The following is a 15,462-nucleotide window of genomic DNA, read 5'->3' as shown; positions in this document are numbered from 1 at the left end:
GGAGCTCCGCATGCCCGTGTTCTCGGCCGGCCCCTCCGGGATCGCGGCGGAGGTGGCGGCCCTCCCGCTGGTCGACCACCACTGCCACGGGCTGGTCACCCGGGAGCTCGACCGCGCCGGCGTCGAGGCCCTCCTCACCGAGGCGGACGGCTCCGGTCCGCTCGGTGGTTCGCTGTTCGACTCGCAGATCGGGCTGGCCCTCCGCCGCTGGTGCGCCCCGGTGCTCGACCTCGAGCCGCACGTCCCCGTCGATGCGTACCTGGCCCGCCGGGCCGAGCTCGGACGGGCGGAGGTCGACCGCCGCATGGTGGCGGCCACCGGCATCGCCACCTTCCTCGTCGACACCGGCTACCTGCCCGAGCCCCTCACCACTCCGGCGGAGCTGGCCGCGCTCGCGGGTGCAACGGCCGGCGAGGTGGTCCGCCTGGAGACGGTGGCCGAGGAGGTGCTGGGCGCCGGCTGCTCCGCCGCGGGGTTCGGCGACGCCGTCCGCGCGCGGCTCAGCGAGCGGGCCGCCGGCGCCGTCGCGGTGAAGACCGTCGCCGCGTACCGGGGAGGCCTCGACCTCGACGGCGCGCGGCCGACCCCCGGCGAGGTCGCCGCAGCGGCCGGGGCCGCACTGCGCGCCGTCGACGCCGGGGCCGGCCCGCGGGTGGCCGATCCGGTGCTGCACCGCTTCCTCGTCTGGTGCGGGGTCGACCTCGGCCGGCCGGTGCAGGTCCACGTCGGGTACGGCGACGCCGACATCGACCTGCACCGCAGCGACCCCCTGCTGCTCACCGGCCTGCTCCGGGCCACCCGGCCGACCGGCGTGCCGGTGATGCTGCTGCACAACTACCCGTTCCACCGCCGGGCCGGCTACCTCGCGCAGGTGTTCCCGCACGTGTTCGTCGACGTCGGGCTGGCCACGCACAACGTCGGGCGGCGGGCGGGCGCGGTGCTGGCCGAGCTGCTGGAGCTGGCGCCGTTCGGCAAGGTGCTCTTCTCGACCGACGCGTGCGCCCTCGGCGAGCTGTACCTGCTCGCCAGCACGCTGTTCCGGCGGGCACTGGGCCGGCTGCTCGCCGACGGGGTCGCCGACGACGACTGGACGGCGGACGACGCGTTGCGGATCGCCGCCGCCATCGGCTCCGGCAACGCCGTCCGCGCCTACCGCCTCCCCGGCGGGGAGCCGCCGCCTGGAGGAACGCCGGTGCGGGTGCCCCGTCCGGCCGTGTGAACCGGGCCCCGAGCGGCTACCGGGGGTGCGTGGACGAGACGACAGCCCCCCGAGCGCAGGGGGAACCGCAGCACGCCCACCGCAGCGCGGGGGAACCGGAGGTCACCACGGCACAGGACGGCGACGTCGCCACGGTGACCGTCCGCGGAGAGCTGACGGAGGAGGCGCGGCGGCCGCTGGTCCGGACGATGACCGACCTGCTGCTCGCCCGCACCGACCTGCGCCGGGTCCGCCTGGACACCCGCGGGGTCACCTACCTCAACTCCGCCGGCATGGCCGTGCTGGTGCAGCTGCAGAAGCTGGGCCAGCCGCGCGGTGTCGACCTGGTGCTGGTCGACCCGCCGTCCACCGTCGCGCGGCCCCTGCAGCTCAGCGGGCTCTGGCTGCGGTTCGCCGTCGAGGAGGCGCGCTGAGCGCGGGCGGAGCCGGCGCACCGGAGTGGCCGGGCGAGGCCCGGGAGCCGAACTCCTAGCCTTACCGGGTGCCGCCCAGCCACACCCACAGCCACGGTCCCGACCCGGACGCGCCGCCGCCGACCCCGGAGGTCCTGACCCGGAGGCGGCGGGCGGTCTGGCTGATGCTGCTGCTGCTCGTGCCGGTCGGCCTGGCCACGATCGTCGGGCTGGTGGTGCTCTGGCCCGACGGCGAGCCCACCCGCGCCGAGCAGGCCGCCGTGCTGGTCCTCCCGCCCGGGACGACCTATCCCGAGGGGCGGGTGTCGACGGTGGAGCCGTTCGACTGCTCGCTCCCCGGCGCGGAGCAGCAGCCCGCGCAGCAGCTGACCTGCGCCGTCGTCGTCGTCGAGGTGCTCGACGGCGTCGGCGCGGGGGAGTTCCAGCAGCTCGAGGTCCCGGCGGAGGTCTACGCCGCCGGCATCGCCGAGGGCGACGTCCTCGTGCTCACCCGCGACGCCGGGGCGGAGGGCGCCGGCCAGTACGCCTTCTACGACTACGACCGGGACGTGCCGATCGTCGCCCTGACCGTCGCCTTCGCCGTCGTCACCGTGGCGGTGGCCCGGCTGCGCGGCCTGGCCGCCCTCGTCGGGCTGGCGTTCGCGTTCTTCATCATGCTGCAGTTCCTGCTGCCCGGCCTGCTCGGCGACGCCTCGCCCACGCTGGTCAGCCTGGTCGGCTCGGCGGCGATCATGTTCGTCGTCCTCTACCTGGCACACGGCTTCTCCGCGCGGACGACGACGGCGCTGGTCGGCACCCTCTTCGGGCTGGCGCTGGTCGCCGTCCTCGGGGCGGTGGGGGTGGCCACGGCGCGGTTGACCGGGCTGACCAGCGAGGAGACCACCACGCTGCTGGGGTACGACCCGGCGCTCGACTTCTCCGGGCTGGTGCTCGCCGGGGTGGTCGTCGCCGGCCTCGGCGTGCTCAACGACGTGACGATCACCCAGGCCTCGGCGATCTGGCAGCTGCACGAGGTCGATCCCGACATGACGTGGCAGCAGCTCCACAGCCGGGGGATGGCCGTCGGCCGGGACCACATCGCCTCGACCGTGTACACGATCGTCTTCGCCTACGCCGGCGCCTCGCTACCGCTGCTGATGCTCTTCGAGGTCTACGCCCAGCCGTGGGACGTCGTCCTCACCAGCTCGGCGATGGCCGAGGAGGTGATCCGCACGCTGGTCGGCTCGATCGGGCTGGTGCTCGCCGTCCCGGTGACGACGGCGGCCGGCGCGTTCTTCGCCAAGGCCGCCGGCACCGCGGCCGGCGCGGCCACCGACCGGCGGATGACCGCCCTGCGCGCCCGGTTCGCCCGGTGAGCCACGCTGGGGAGGTGACCGCCGACCTGCTCACCGCCGCCCGCGCCGCGCCCGGCTTCATGCCCGACGACGAGGGGACGGCGCTCTACGAGGCGGCCCGCTCCGTCGGCGTGCCCGGACCGCTGCTGGAGATCGGCAGCTGGATGGGCAAGTCGGCGCTGTACCTGGCGGCGGCGGCCCGTGAGACCGGCCGGCAGGTCGTCACCGTCGACCACCACCGGGGCTCGGAAGAGCACCAGCCCGGCTGGGAGTACCACGACCCGTCGCTGGTCGACCCCGCCGTCGGGCTGATCGACACCCTGCCGCGGTTCCGCCGGACGATCGCCGACGCCGGCGCCGAGGACGTCGTGATCGCCGTCGTCGCCCGCTCCGAGATCCTCGCCCCGCTGTGGTCCACCCCGCTGGCGCTGCTGTTCCTCGACGGCAGCCACACCGAGGAGTCCGCCCGCCGGGACCAGGACGCGTGGGTGGCCAAGCTGGCGCTCGGCGGCACCCTGGCGATCCACGACGTCTTCCCGGACCCCGCCGACGGCGGCCAGGCGCCCTACGGGGTGTACCGGCGGGTGCTGGAGTCGGGGGAGTTCGACGAGCTGCCGGGCACCGGCTCGCTGCGGCTGCTGCGCCGTGGGTGAGGACCCCCTGGCCGCCGAGCGGGCTACCGTCCTCGCCCAGATCGCGGCGCTGACCGGGGAGTTCGACGCGGTGGTGGCGGCCTCGCGGTCGTCGAACGCCGACGACGAGCACGACCCGGAGGGCGCCACGATCGCCTTCGAGCGGCAGCAGGTGGCCGCGCTGCTGGCCGCGGCGCGGCGCCGGCTGGCCGACGTCGAGGCCGCCCTGGCCCGGCGCGCATCCGGCGACTACGGGATCTGCGAGGCCTGCGGCCGGCCGATCGCCGCCGAGCGGCTGGCCGCCCGTCCGGCCGCGCGCACCTGCATCGACTGCGCGGTCTGACCGTCGAGGCATAGGAAGCAGTACCCGCGCATCGGCGCCCCCGACGTGGGCATTGCTTCCTATTCCTCGGGCTCAGCTCACGTACTTGCGGGCGGTCGAGGTCCGCTGGGCGTGCTCCAGCGCGGCGAAGCGGGCCTCCGCGTGCGGCGGCAGCACCCGGCGCTCGCGCAGCACCCACGGCGCCCCGCGCAGCGCGTCGAGCACCCCGAGCGCGCTGAGCCGGTCGCGCGGGACGGTGCGCAGCAGGTGCGCGGTGCGCCGCAGAGCCGGCCGCACGGGCCGGCGCAGCCACGTCGTCCACAGCGTGTTGCGGATGCCGTCGCGGCGGCGCTTGTGGGGGTCGCGGGCGGAGCTGGCCTGGTGGTGCACGGTCAGCGCGGGCAGGTAGCACAGCTCCCACCCGGCGGCGGCCAGGTCGCCGGCCATCAGCTCCTCCTCCCCGCCCAGCCACAGCCGCTCGCAGAAGCCGCCCACCGCGGTGAAGGCCTCGCGGCGCAGCACCGACGCCCCGGCCAGGAACGAGCCGAGCGCCGGCCCGGGCAGCCAGTCGGCGCCGCGGACCGGCGAGTCGCGCAGCTCGGGCACGATCGGGTCCTCGCGTCCGCCGGGCTCGACGAGGATCCGCGCGGTGACGACGGCCAGCCGCGGATGCGCGTCGAGGACGTCGGCGGCGGTGCGCAGCGAGCCCGGGTCCCACCACGTGTCGTCGTCGCAGAACGCCACGTAGGGGGTGGCCACCCGGGCGACGCCGACGTTGCGGCCGACCGCGCCGAGGTTCTCCGGGCTGGCGACCAACTCCACCTCGGGGAAGCGCTCGGCGACCGCCGCGGCCGTCCCGTCGGTCGAGCCGTTGTCGACGACGACGACGTGCGGCTGCTCCGGCAGCGCCCGCAGCCGGGACAGCGCCAGCAGCACCTCTTCCCGGCGCTGGTGGGTGATGACGACGACGGCGACCCGCGCGTCGTGTCGGCCCTGCGTCGCCGACGGGGCCGCCTGGGTCGCCGTCATGCCGAGTGCCCGGCCAGCAGCCGCACGCCGGCCCACACCCGCTCGGGCAGCCGCCGCCGCGCCCGGAGCGCGGCCGGCACGTCGGGGACGGCGCGCAGCAGTCCCCGCATCCCCGGCCGGCCGGCGCGCACGGCGGAGACGAGCAACCGGGGGAGGGTCGGCAGCGGGTGGCGCATCAGCGCGGTGAGGACCCGGCTGCGCCAGACCGCGGCCTGCCGCCGGGCCGGGGCGTCGCGCCGCGGCGACGGGTGGTGGTGGATGGTCACCCCGTCGACGTAGGCCAGCCCCCAGCCGGCCGCGGCGAGGTCGAGGGCCACCCGCTCCTCCTCGCCCGGGAACCGGACGACGGCGTCGAAGCCGCCCACGGCCGCGAACGCCTCGGTGCGCACCAGCGCGGCGCAGGCGACGAAGCCGAGCAGCGACGGGCCGGGGAGGTCGGGCGCGGTGCCCAGCGGGCTGTCGGCCATCTCCGCGCAGACCGGGTCGAGCCGCTCCTCGGGGCCGACCAGGATGCGGGCGTTGAGCAGCGCCAGCCGCGGGTGCGCCCGCATGACCTCCACCGCGCGCGCCAGGTCGCCGGGCGCCCACCAGGAGTCGTCGTCGGCGAACGCCACGAACTCGGAGCCCGCGTGCTCGGCGCCCAGGGTCCGGGCGCGGGCGCCGAGGTTGTGCTGCAGCGGGAGCACGGTCACCGCGGGGTGCGCGGCCCGGACGGCGTCCACCGTGCCGTCGGTGGAGCCGTTGTCGACCAGGACGACCGGCGCCTCGTGCCGGGGCAGGGAGGCGAGCAGGTCCTCCCGGCGGTTGCGGCTGGCCACCACGACGGTGACGGGGGGTCCGGTTCGGGCTGCGGCGCCGGTCGAGGTCACGGGGGCAGCGTGCCCGCACCGCCCGGGACCCAATCGGCGGGGTCCGGTGAACTCTCGGTGCCGGCCGGTGGCAGCGCCCCCGGATCGGTGAACAGGCCGGCGGCGGGGGAGGCGCCCGAGAGCGCGTCGGCGGCCAGCACGACCGCGGCCGCCGTCCAGGTGGTCCGCTCGACCGGCCACCGGGCGTCGTCGGGGTAGACGTACCCGGTCCAGTAGGAGCCGTCGTCGTGCCGCAGGTGCTGCATCGCGGCGACCTGTTCCAGGGCGGCGTCCGGCTGCCCGGCGGCGGCGAGGGCGAGCGCGAGCTCGCAGGTCTCGGCGCCGGTGACCCACGGGCGGTCGGCGACGCACCGCGCTCCGAGTCCCGGGACGACGAACCGGTCCCAGCCGGCGGCCAGCCGGTCGCGGGCCGCGGCGCCGGTGAGCGCGCCGCCGAGCACCGGGTAGTACCAGTCCATCGAGTAGCGGGAGCGGTCGGCGAACGCCTCGGGCCGGCCGCGCAGCGCGGCGCCCAGGTCGGCGACGGCCAGCTCCCAGTCCGGTTGCGGCTCCCCGGTGAGGCCGGCCAGCGCGACGCCGCAGCGCAGCGCCTGGAAGAGGCTGGCGTTGCCGGTCAGCAGGGCGGTGTCGTCGGGGCTGCCGTCGGGGCGCAGCGCCCAGCTCACCGCACCGCCGGGCAGCTGCATGCGGGTGACCAGGTCCAGGCCCCGGCGGACCGCCGGCCACAACCCGGCCACCGGCTCCTCGGCGCCGGTGCTCAGCCAGTGGTGCCACAGCCCGACAGCCAGGTAGCCGGCGTGGTTGCTCTCCGCCGCGGACGCGGTCTCGGCGCCGGCCCGGTACTCCGCCGCCCAGGAGCCGTCGGGCCGCTGCCGCCCGGCCAGCCAGCGGTAGGTGGCGCGGGCGCGGTCGTGCGCGCCGCCGACGTCGAGGGCCATGGCGGCCTCGATCGCGTCCCAGGGGTCGAGGGGGCCGCCCCGGAACCAGGGGAGCGCGCCGTCGGCGTGCTGCTCGGCGGCGATGGCGGCCACCGTCGCGCGCAGCTGCTCCGCGCCGAGCACCCCGGGCAGCTCCGGCAGTTCAGACAGCGGTCCGCTCCCGTCGTGGGCCGTCGAGCGACCAGGAGCGGGCCGCCGGCCGCCCGGGGACGGCGGGCTTGTCGGCGTAGACCACGAGGCTCTTGCCGAGCACCGGGTCGAGCAGCCGCTCGGCGGTGCGGGTCAGCCACGGCCGCGCCACGAGGTCCCACACGAGCAGCCGGTGGTACGCCCGGACGGCGAGGGGGTCGCGCTCGACGCCGACGGCGCACTTGAGCCACCAGAACGGCGCGTGCAGCGAGTGCGCGTGGTGCTGCCCGCCGGGCTCCAGCCCCGCCGCGGCGAGCCGGGTGCGCAGCACGTCGCCGCGGTAGATGCGCACGTGCCCGCCCTCGTTGGCGTGATAGGCGTCCGACAGCGCCCAGCAGACCCGCTCGGGCCCGTACCGCGGGACGGTGACCGCCACCCGGCCGCCGGGCTTGAGCACCCGCGCGATCTCGGCGAGGGCGGTCGCGTCGTCGGGGATGTGCTCGAGCACCTCGCTGGCGATCACCCGGTCCACGCTGGCGTCGGGGACCGGGAGCGCCAGCAGGTCGCCGCGGACCACCTCGGCGGCGGCGCCCGTCGGTGCCTCGCCGGCCTCGGCGATGGCGGTCAGCCAGTGCCGGGTCGTCTCGACCTCGTGCGCGCCGTGGTCGATCGCCACCACGCGCGCGCCGCGGCGCAGGGCCTCGAACGCGTGCCGGCCCTCGCCGCAGCCGAGATCCAGCACGGTCATCCCCGGCCGCAGGTCGAGCAGGTCGTAGTCGACGGTCAGCACGACGCCTCCTCGCCCGTCGTCGTCACGTCCGGCCCGTCCGTTCCAGCACCTCGGCGTACCAGTCCGCCGTCCGTTCGGCGGTGGACCGCCAGGTGTAGGAGGCCAGCACCCGGCGCCGCCCCGCGCGGCCCAGCTGCTCGGCCAGCGACGGCGAGTCGAGGACCAGCGCCAGCGCGGCGGTGAGCTCGCCGACGTCGCCGGCCCGCACCCGCAGGCCGGCCCTGCTGCCCACCACCTCGGGCAGCGCCCCGGCGTCGGTGGTCACCAGCGCCGTGCCGCAGGCCATCGCCTCGACGGCGGGCAGCGAGAAGCCCTCGTAGAGAGAGGGGATCGCGACCACGGCGGCCTCCTGCAGCAGCCGGACCAGGTCGGCCTCGGGCAGCGGCCCGGTGAAGCGGACGGCGTCGCCGAGCGCCAGCCGGTCCAGCGCCGCCTCGGCGGGGCCGCCCGGCCGTGCGGTGCCGACGACGGTCAGCCGCACCGGCCGCTCGGTGCGCAGCTTGGCCACTGCCTCCAGCAGGTGCACCAGGCCCTTGAGCGGGACGTCGGCGCTGGTGACGACGACGATCGAGGTGGGGTCGCGAGGGCGGTCCGGCGGGGGCGGGGTGAAGACGTCGGGGTCGATGCCCACCGGGACGACGCTGATCGCGGCTCCGGGAACACCCAGGTGGGTCTCGATGTCGCGGCGAGAGTTCTCCGACACCGTCGTGATGCCGTCCAGCCGCGGCGCGACGGCGGCCTGCATGCGGGTGAAGCCGTACCAGCGGCGCAGGGTGAGCCGGCGGCGCCGGGACGGCGCGGCGGCCAGTTCCAGGTCGCGGTCGATGGCGACCGGGTGGTGGACGGTGGCGACCGTGGGCACCCCGGCCCGGACCAGCCGCAGCAGCCCCCAGCCCAGGCTCTGGTTGTCGTGCACGACGTCGAAGTCGCCGGCGCGGGGCAGCAGCAGCCGCGCCGCCCGGAGGCTGAACGTGGCCGGCTCGGGAAAGCCCGCGGTGCACATCGTGGCCCACTCGGCGAGGTCCACCCAGTCGCGGAACTCCGACGGCCGCGGGATGCGGAAGGGGTCCGGTTCGCGGTAGAGGTCGAGGCTCGGGACCCGGGTGAGCGGCACGCCGTCGTCCAGCTCGGGATAGGGCTGACCGCTGAAGACCTGCACGTCGTGGCCGAGTGCGGCCAGCTCCCGGGACAGCGCGCGGACGTAGACCCCCTGGCCTCCGCTGTGCGGCTTGCTCCGGTAGGACAGCAGTGCAACGCGCAACGACCGTCCCATGGTCGGCGACTCTAACTACCGCTGGTGACGGGCCCGTGTCGTGCGTCCGGCGCCCGCCTGCCAGGGTGGCGGGCATGCTGCGCCACGTCGTGCTCTTCACCTGGTCCGACGACGCCGACGACGAGCGCCGGGCGGCCACCGTCGCCGCGCTCCGCCGGCTCCCCGAGGAGGTCGGCGGGATGACCGCCTTCGCCGTCGGCCCCGACGCCGGGCTCCGCGAGGGCAACGCGCACACGGCGCTGGTCGCCGACTTCCCCGACGTCGAGGCGTGGCGGCGCTACGCCGAGCACCCCGCCCACCTGCAGGTGATCGCCGAGCACGTCGCCCCCTTCCTCGCCGCGCGCACCGCCGCGCAGTACGAGGTCTGAGGCCGCTGCACCGGCCGCCGCCCGCGGCTACCGTCGGCGGCATGAGGACGGACCCTCCGGCCCCCCGCCACTCGCGAGCTCGCGGCTGGCCCCCGCAGGAGGGCCGTCGTGGCCGCCGGGCCGCCGTCGTCACCGCGGTGCTCGTCGCCGGGGGCGTGCTGGCCGGCTGCGGGCAGGACGCCGGCATCCAGGAGGCCGCGTCGACGGAGTCGGCCGCCGTGACGACGGCCCCGGCCGCCGACCTGGCCACGGGCCTGCTGCCCGCGTCGGCGTTCGCGCCCGGTGCCACGGTGATCCCCCTGACCGAGGAGCTGCTGGGCTCGCGCGAGCTGCCGATGGGCGGGCTCCCGGCCGGGCTGCAGCTGGACCTGGGCGGGTGCGCGGACCTGCTGACCTCGCTGCAGGCGGCGGCCGCCGCAGGGGTCGACGACGCCGCCGGGCAGGCGGTGCTCGAGGGCGCGCAGGCCACGGTGCAGGGGCTGGTCAGCGGGCCCGCGGCCGAGGAGGCGGTGGCGACCGTCGGCGGAGCACTCGAGGACTGCGACCGCGCGTCGGTGACCGTCCCGGAGCGCGGCGCCGCGACCGTCACCGTCGGCGACGTGTCGGCACCCGACCTCGGGGACGCCGCACTCCGCGTGCCGGTCACCGTCGAGGCGACCCTGCCCGACGGTCGCCCGGGAACGGCCGAGGCGCTCGTCGCGCTGGTGCAGGACGGCGACCGGGTGCTCGCCCTGGCCACCGCCGGGCTGCACGGCGCCGCGCTCGACGAGGCGACGTTCGACCGCCGGCTGGCCGAGGCGTACCGGGTGCAGGCCGAGGCACTGGGCTGAGACATCCCGGCCGGGTCCCTCCACAGGCCCGGCCGCGGTCCACAGATCGCTCCGCTCGCACCCCGGCGGCGCCCTCGGCCGCGAGGGTCGGCGCATGGACGACCCCACCCGCCCCGAGGTGTTCCTCTCCGACCCCGGCGACATCGCGGCCGCGCTGCCGCAGCTCATCGGTTTCCACCCGGACGAGTCGGTCCTGCTGGTCGGGCTCGGCGGCCCCAGCGGCGGCCGGCTCGGGCTGACCGTCCGCGCGGACCTGCCCGAGCGCGCGCACGCCCCGGCGGTGGCCGCGCTGCTGGCCCGCAGCCTGGCCACCGACCGGCCGGCCGCCGCGGTGCTCGCGGTGGTCTCCGAGGCCGCCGACGAGCGGGACGACCCGGTCCGGCCCCCGGGCGAGGACCGCGGAACGACGCTGCCGCACCGCGGGGTCGTGCACGAGCTGGTGGTCGCGCTGGCCGATCTGGGCATCCCGGTCCGCGAGACGCTGCTCGTCCGCCGGGGGAGGTGGTGGTCCTACGACTGCCCGGAGCCCTGCTGCGCCCCGGGCGGGGGCACCGCGCTGCCCGGGGGCGTCACCCCGCTGGAGGCCGCGTCGGTGGCCGCCGGCGTGGTCGTCGTCCCGGACCGCGCCGCCCTCACGGCGCGCATCGCCCCGGTGGACGGTCCCGAGCAGGCGGCGATGGAGGCCGTGGCGTGGCGGGTCGGGGACCGCCACGCGCGGGCGCGGCTGGCCGACCCGGACGCCGAGGCGCGCCGCTCGTGGGACACCGTCGTGCGGGCGCTGGGCCGCTGCCGGCCGGGGGCCGCGGGTTCCGGCCGCCTGGAGGACCGGGACGTCGCCCGCGTGCTGTGGGCGGTGGCCGACATCCGGGTGCGCGACCGCGCGCTCACCTTCGCGCTGGGGGACGACGCCGCGGCGGCCGAGGTCCTCTGGACCGAGTGCACCCGCCGGGCGCCGTCTCCGCTGGACGCGGCTCCGGCGACCCTGCTGGCGGTCAGCGCCTGGCTGCGCGGGGACGGCGCGATGGCCAACGTCGCGCTCGAGCGGGCCCTCGCGAGCCTGCCCACGTACACGTTCGCCCAGCTGCTGGCGCAGGGCCTGGCCGCCTGTCTGCCGCCGAGCGAGCTGCGGGCGATGGTCGCGGCGGCGGCCGACGACCCGCACGCGGTCTGGGCCGCGGGGTGATCGCCGGCACGGCTCTGCGCGGGCGCGAGGCCGGACCGCTCACCGGGGGTGGACCGCGCACGGTCCGTGGCGTCGGGCTGCACACACGGGTGAGAGCGGCGACACGATCGGGCGGAAGCGCGGTCTGCGGGTTCTCGGCGGGACGCGGCGTCCCTAGCGTCACCGGCCGCAGCGGGGCCCACCGGATGGGTCCCGATCGACCCGCGGAGGTACCCGTGCGCCGCTCGCTCCTGACTCTCGTCATCGCCGGCACGACCCTGGCGGCGGGGTGCGGGGTCGCCGAGGTGACCGACACCGGCGCCGTGGGGGCGGCCCCCACGGCCGAGACCACCGCGGTCCGGCTGGGAGTCATCCCGCTCGTCGACGTCGCCCCCGTCTACCTGGCCCAGCGGGAGGGCATCTTCGCCGAGCACGGCCTCGAGGTGGAGGCGTTCCTGGCCCAGGGCGGGGCGGCCATCGTCCCGGCCGTCGTCAACGGCGAGGCGCAGTTCGGGTTCTCCAACGTGACCAGCCTGCTCCAGGCCGAGTCCCGGGGCGTGCCGTTGGGCCTGGTGGCGTCCGCGGCCGGGCCGACGGGGGATCCGGAGGCCGACTACGCCCTGATCGAGGTCCCGGACGGCGGACCGGTGCGGACGGCGGCGGACCTGGCCGGCCGCCGGGTCGCCATCAACTCGATCAACAACGTCAGTGACACGGTGGTCCGGGAGAGCGTCCGGCTGGCCGGCGGGGACCCCAGCACGATCGAGTTCGTCGAGATCCCGTTCCCCGACATGGCCGCCGCGGTGTCCACCGGCCAGGTGGACGCCGCCTTCCTGGTGGAGCCGTTCGCCAGCCTCGGGCTCGCCCAGGGGCTGCGGTCGGTGGCGGCGCCGTTCTCCGAGATCGACCCGGATCTCACGGTGGCGGGTTACTTCACCTCCGACCAGTACGCGGCGGAGAACCCCGACGTGGTGCGCCGCTTCGCCGACGCGATGCGCGCGGCCCACGCGTACGCCCAGGACAACCCCGACGCGGTCCGGGAGATCCTCGGCGAGTACACGAGCATCCCCCCGGAGGTGGCCGCGCAGCTGACGCTGCCGGACTTCCAGACCGACATCAACCGGGACTCCGTCAGCCGCCTGCTCGAGCTCGGCCGGCAGGACGGGATCATCGAGGGCGACGTCGGCGTGGAGGACGTGCTCCCCGCCGGGGAGTGACCCGCGGCCGGCGCCGCCCCGCGCCGGCCCGCCGTCAGAGCAGCTCGGGCCGCTGCCACTCGTCGCCGAGGACGTGCTCGGCCAGGAAGGCCAGGACGGTCTCGTACCAGACCTGGGCGTTCCCCGGCGTGAGCACCCAGTGGTTCTCGTCGGGGAAGTAGAGGAACTTCGACGGCACGCCCCGCTTCTGCAGGTCGTACCAGAGCCGCAGCGCCTCACCGATCGGCACGCGGTAGTCACGGTCGCCGTGGATGACCAGCACCGGGGTCCGGATCGCGTCCGCGAAGCGGTGCGGCGAGTTCTGCTCGTACCGCTTGGGCTGCTGGAGCGGGTCGCCCCACTCCTTCTCCCAGTAGTACGCGGCGTCCGTCGTGCCGATGAACGAGTCCACGTGCCACAGGCTGGCGTGGGTCACGATCGCCCGGAACCGGTCGGTCTGGGTGGCCACCCAGTTGGCCATGTAGCCGCCGAACGAGCCGCCCATCGCCGCGGTGCGGGAGGCGTCGACCTCCGGGCGCTGCTCGGCGGCGTCGACGGCGGCCATGAGGTCGGTGTAGGGCGCCTCGCCCCACTCGCCCCAGCCGCGGCGGACGAAGTCCTGGCCGAACCCCTGCGAGAGCGCCGGGTTGGGCAGCAGGACGGCGTAGCCACGGGCGGCCATCAGCCAGGGGCACCACCGCCAGGACCAGGAGTTCCAGCTCATGAGCGGACCACCGTGGATCCACAGCAGCAGCGGCACCGGGGACTGCGCCGACGCGCCCTCGGGCAGCACCAGCCACGACTGCACCCGGCTGCCGTCGGCGGCGGTGGCCTCGACCTCGTGCAGCGTGCCCGGGAGGCCCCCCAGGGTGCCGGGGTTGGGCAGCGGCTCGGGGTGCTGGCCGGTCGCCTCCGGGTCCAGCCGCACCGGCGCCGGCGGCTCGTCGTAGGCCGAGCGCAGCGCGTACAGGGCGCTGCCGTCGCGGGCCACCTGAAGGTCGCTGTAGGCGCCATCCGTGGTCAGCCGCACGGGCGCCCCGCCGTCCACCGGGACCCGGAACAGCGCGTGCCGGCCGTCGTCGTCGGCGAGGAAGTAGACCGCGGTCCCGTCGGCGCTGAACTGCGGGGCGCTGGGCCAGCGGTCGAAGCCGGCGGTGAGGTCGTGAGCGGCGCCGCCGGCGACGTCGACGTGCAGCAGCGTGAAGTCCGGCGGCTCCTCGAAGGTCGGCAGGGTCTCGCGGACGCAGACCAGGGCGCTGCCGTCGGGGGAGAAGCGCGGCGAGTGGACGTCGGCGAGGGGGTCGTCGACCAGCACGCGGGCGGTGCCACTCGCGGTCTCCACGACCACCAGGCGGTCGCGCTCCCCGGCGGGTCCGTCGGGCACGGTCTCGATGCGGGCCAGCACCCGCCCGTCGGGGGAGAGGGCGACCGACTCGCCGGCGCCCTTGGGCGGCCGCGCGTCGGGAGTGAGGTCGCGGAGCGCCACCGGCTCGGGTTCCGCGCCGGCGGCCGGCTCGGCGGGCAGCCGCCCGGCCCAGAACAGGTGCGGCGCGGCGGGGCCGAGGTCGTGGTCCCAGTACCGCACCGGGTAGGCCTCGTGCAGGATCGCGCTGACCCCGGCCTCCTTGCGCTGCTTGCGCCGCGCGGCGTCGGCCTCGGCGTCCGCCACCCCGGGCATCGCGGAGGCGACCACGACCACGTCGCCGGTGTCGGCGGCGACGGCCACCCCGCCGACCCCGCCGGGATGGGTCAGCACCGGCCGGGCCTCACCACCTCCGGCGGGCAGGCTCCACAGCGCCGGCTTCGGGTCCTCGGCTCCGTCGCCGGGACCCGACCCACCCCTGGCGCCGGGGTCGGGCCGCGCGGAGGTGAACAGCAGCGAGCCGTCGGGCGCCCACACCGGCGCGGACTCCCCGGGCGCGCTGCGGGTGAGCCGCCGGGCCGGCTGCTGCCCCGCGGGGTCGACCTCCCACAGGGCCGATTGCCACTTCGTGCCCTCGGCGTCGAGCGTCTGCACGGAGACGGCCAGCCGGGAGCCGTCGAGGGACAGCGCCAGCCCGGCCACCCGCGGGAGGGCGACGAAGGCCCGCAGGTCGTCGAAGGGGGACGTCGACTCCGGGGCCGGCGTGGACTCGTCGGACGGCTCGCTCACCCTGGTCACCGTAGCGACCGCCCACGGCACCCGGTGGCCCCCGTGCGGGGACCCGCCGCGAGCGTGCGAGAGGCGGGGGCAAGGGGTCCTCTGTCAGAGGCGGGGGGCCGCCTCGACGGGCGTGAGCTCCTCGTCCAGGGCGCTGACGAACACGTGCTGGGCCACGCCCGCCGGCAGCACCTGGCCGTCCAGGCTGACCGAGCCGGCGGCCAGCTGGGCCATCACCGTGGCGCCGGGCCGCAGCCCCTGGTCGGCGAGGGCGCGCATCAGGTCGGCGTCCTCCTGCAGCTGCTCGCTGATCCGCTTGATCTCCACCCGCCGGCCCTCGGCGGTCGCGGTGGTGGAGAGCAGGGTCAGCGAGTCCAGCACCGCGGAGGTCTCCCCGCCGAGGGCGTCCAGCCCCGGAATGGGGTTGCCGAACGGCGAGACGGTCGGGTTGCCCAGCAGGTTGAGCAGCTTGCGCTCCACGGCCTCGCTCATGACGTGCTCCCAGCGGCACGCCTCCTCGTGGACGTCGGCGTAGTCCAGACCGATGACGTCCACGAGCAGGCACTCGGCCAGCCGGTGCTTGCGCATGACCGCCGTGGCCAGCTGCCGGCCCTGGTCGGACAGCTGCAGGTGCCGGTCCCCCTCGACCGTCAGCAGCCCGTCACGCTCCATGCGGGCGACCGTCTGGCTGACCGTGGGACCGCTCTGGTGCAGCCGCTCGGCGATCCGGGCGCGGAGGGGGACGATCCCCTCCTCCTCCAGCTCGAAGATCGTCCGGAGGTACATCTCGGTGGTGTCGATGAGGTCGTTCACAGGTC

General features: G+C 76.6%; 16 protein-coding genes. 9 read left to right on the top strand and 7 right to left on the bottom strand.

All coding sequences use genetic code 11. From position 1 onward, the window contains the following. The first annotated feature begins 10 nt into the window (after positions 1 to 10). The 5 genes from MY526_RS07185 to MY526_RS07165 all read left to right on the top strand — a co-directional run bounded on the left by MY526_RS07185 (position 11) and on the right by MY526_RS07165 (position 3,941). Positions 11 to 1,219 carry an amidohydrolase family protein gene (locus tag MY526_RS07185; protein ID WP_436703569.1) on the top strand — a complete coding sequence of 403 codons (1,209 nt, stop codon included), beginning with the start codon at positions 11 to 13 and terminating at the stop codon, positions 1,217 to 1,219. A 29-nt stretch (positions 1,220 to 1,248) separates the two neighbouring features. Next, a complete protein-coding gene (locus MY526_RS07180) occupies positions 1,249 to 1,632 on the top strand; it encodes an STAS domain-containing protein (RefSeq protein ID WP_436692321.1) in 384 nt (127 codons plus the stop codon). A gap of 68 nt (positions 1,633 to 1,700) precedes the next feature. Beyond that, on the top strand, positions 1,701 to 2,987 hold the full coding sequence (locus tag MY526_RS07175; RefSeq protein ID WP_436703568.1) for a YibE/F family protein: 1,287 nt from the start codon (positions 1,701 to 1,703) through the stop codon (positions 2,985 to 2,987). 14 nt (positions 2,988 to 3,001) lie between these two features. Beyond that, positions 3,002 to 3,619, top strand: coding sequence for a class I SAM-dependent methyltransferase (locus MY526_RS07170; RefSeq protein WP_436692319.1), 618 nt, complete (start codon positions 3,002 to 3,004; stop codon positions 3,617 to 3,619). Then, positions 3,612 to 3,941: a TraR/DksA family transcriptional regulator gene (locus MY526_RS07165; protein ID WP_436703567.1), complete on the top strand. Its 330-nt coding sequence runs from the start codon at positions 3,612 to 3,614 to the stop codon at positions 3,939 to 3,941. The genes MY526_RS07170 and MY526_RS07165 overlap by 8 nt, the downstream gene beginning before the upstream one ends. A gap of 72 nt (positions 3,942 to 4,013) precedes the next feature. Here the strand turns inward: MY526_RS07165 and MY526_RS07160 are convergent, their stop codons facing one another. From MY526_RS07160 to MY526_RS07140, 5 genes are read right to left on the bottom strand one after another with little or no spacing between them, the layout of a single operon-like run. After that, entirely contained in the window at positions 4,014 to 4,949 is a 936-nt protein-coding gene (locus MY526_RS07160) for a glycosyltransferase family 2 protein (RefSeq protein ID WP_436692317.1), read from the bottom strand. Next, the gene (locus MY526_RS07155) at positions 4,946 to 5,818 is read right to left on the bottom strand and encodes a glycosyltransferase family 2 protein (protein ID WP_436692316.1); all 873 of its coding nucleotides are present in this window, start codon (positions 5,816 to 5,818) and stop codon (positions 4,946 to 4,948) included. The genes MY526_RS07160 and MY526_RS07155 overlap by 4 nt, the downstream gene beginning before the upstream one ends. Next, positions 5,815 to 6,879 carry a prenyltransferase gene (locus MY526_RS07150; protein WP_436692315.1) on the bottom strand — a complete coding sequence of 355 codons (1,065 nt, stop codon included), beginning with the start codon at positions 6,877 to 6,879 and terminating at the stop codon, positions 5,815 to 5,817. Before MY526_RS07150 ends, MY526_RS07155 begins: the two co-directional genes overlap by 4 nt. Before the next feature lie 19 nt (positions 6,880 to 6,898). Next, positions 6,899 to 7,675: a class I SAM-dependent methyltransferase gene (locus MY526_RS07145; RefSeq protein WP_436692314.1), complete on the bottom strand. Its 777-nt coding sequence runs from the start codon at positions 7,673 to 7,675 to the stop codon at positions 6,899 to 6,901. Between the two features lie 22 nt (positions 7,676 to 7,697). Next, on the bottom strand, positions 7,698 to 8,948 hold the full coding sequence (locus tag MY526_RS07140) for a glycosyltransferase family 4 protein (RefSeq protein WP_436692313.1): 1,251 nt from the start codon (positions 8,946 to 8,948) through the stop codon (positions 7,698 to 7,700). 74 nt (positions 8,949 to 9,022) lie between these two features. Here MY526_RS07140 and MY526_RS07135 point away from each other — a divergent pair, with 74 nt between their 5' ends. The 4 genes from MY526_RS07135 (at position 9,023) to MY526_RS07120 (ending at position 12,525) form a co-directional block, all read left to right on the top strand. After that, the gene (locus MY526_RS07135; RefSeq protein WP_436692312.1) at positions 9,023 to 9,316 is read left to right on the top strand and encodes a Dabb family protein; all 294 of its coding nucleotides are present in this window, start codon (positions 9,023 to 9,025) and stop codon (positions 9,314 to 9,316) included. A 41-nt stretch (positions 9,317 to 9,357) separates the two neighbouring features. Next, complete coding sequence (locus tag MY526_RS07130; protein ID WP_436703566.1) at positions 9,358 to 10,146, top strand: hypothetical protein; 789 nt, start codon at positions 9,358 to 9,360, stop codon at positions 10,144 to 10,146. Positions 10,147 to 10,240: 94 nt separating this feature from the next. Next, positions 10,241 to 11,329, top strand: coding sequence for a DUF4192 domain-containing protein (locus MY526_RS07125; protein ID WP_436692310.1), 1,089 nt, complete (start codon positions 10,241 to 10,243; stop codon positions 11,327 to 11,329). Positions 11,330 to 11,544: 215 nt separating this feature from the next. Then, positions 11,545 to 12,525 carry an ABC transporter substrate-binding protein gene (locus MY526_RS07120; protein WP_436703565.1) on the top strand — a complete coding sequence of 327 codons (981 nt, stop codon included), beginning with the start codon at positions 11,545 to 11,547 and terminating at the stop codon, positions 12,523 to 12,525. A gap of 34 nt (positions 12,526 to 12,559) precedes the next feature. Here the strand turns inward: MY526_RS07120 and MY526_RS07115 are convergent, their stop codons facing one another. Beyond that, on the bottom strand, positions 12,560 to 14,656 hold the full coding sequence (locus tag MY526_RS07115) for a S9 family peptidase (protein ID WP_436703564.1): 2,097 nt from the start codon (positions 14,654 to 14,656) through the stop codon (positions 12,560 to 12,562). 93 nt (positions 14,657 to 14,749) lie between these two features. Beyond that, the gene (locus tag MY526_RS07110; RefSeq protein ID WP_436692307.1) at positions 14,750 to 15,457 is read right to left on the bottom strand and encodes a metal-dependent transcriptional regulator; all 708 of its coding nucleotides are present in this window, start codon (positions 15,455 to 15,457) and stop codon (positions 14,750 to 14,752) included. Positions 15,458 to 15,462 lie beyond the last annotated feature (5 nt).

This window comes from Geodermatophilus sp. CPCC 205761 (assembly GCF_051383655.1).
In the GTDB taxonomy this organism is placed as follows: domain Bacteria; phylum Actinomycetota; class Actinomycetes; order Mycobacteriales; family Geodermatophilaceae; genus Geodermatophilus.
This window is presented reverse-complemented; position numbering and strand designations above follow the sequence as displayed.